This window comes from Oleiphilus sp. HI0067 (assembly GCF_001635735.1).
On the sequence record NZ_LWFI01000735.1, the window covers coordinates 1 to 617 of the forward strand.

At 44.4% G+C, this 617-nt stretch carries 1 protein-coding gene and 1 pseudogene; one reads left to right on the forward strand and one right to left on the reverse strand.

Annotated elements, in window-relative coordinates; genetic code table 11:
• The coding region (locus A3739_RS31365; RefSeq protein WP_369821099.1) for a Fe(2+)-trafficking protein at nt 1-191 on the reverse strand (191 nt) is incomplete at its 3' end.
• Nucleotides 192-277: 86 nt separating this feature from the next.
• Between A3739_RS31365 and A3739_RS08120 the strand changes: the two are divergent.
• Nucleotides 278-617 (forward strand): annotated as a pseudogene (locus A3739_RS08120) (glycosyltransferase family 1 protein); the annotation flags it as partial.

Consider the following 617-nt stretch of genomic DNA (forward strand, 5'->3'; position numbering starts at 1 on the left):
GCTTTCTGTGAAATATTTTCGAACAGATCTTGCCCTATTGCACCGGGCATTGGTGGAACAGGCAAACCAGGGAGCTCTTCTTGGTATTTGCGACAAAACACAGTGCGCGACATACAGATACCTTCGTCTAGAAATTTTAACGCGCAAAGTGTAACCCGAGTTTGTTCTAAACTAAAAAGACAAAAGCGCATTGTTCATATTTTCGTCATCACTTTGCAGCCTAACTGTAATATTCGCCGATCAATGTATGCCCCATGAGACAGAGAGGGGCTATGTAATGACATTAAAAAATGTTTTGTTGGTGACAGAAACCTATCGCCCAGAAATCAACGGTGTAGCAACAACGCTCGGTAAATGGGTTGACGGCATGCTGGCCTTAGGTATTCGGGTAACGGTGATTCGTCCCAAGCAACACTCAGCCGACAAAGCTATAGATTCTCGAACCTTCGATAGAGAGTCAGAAAAGCTTGTATTTGGCTTACCTATCCCTGGTTATGCTGATCTGAAGTTTGGCTTAGTCTCTCAAAAGTGGATGAAGCACCAGCTTCAACGAATCAAACCCTGCGCAATCTATATTGCAACAGAAGGTCCCCTTGGTTACGCGGCATTAAAAGCAG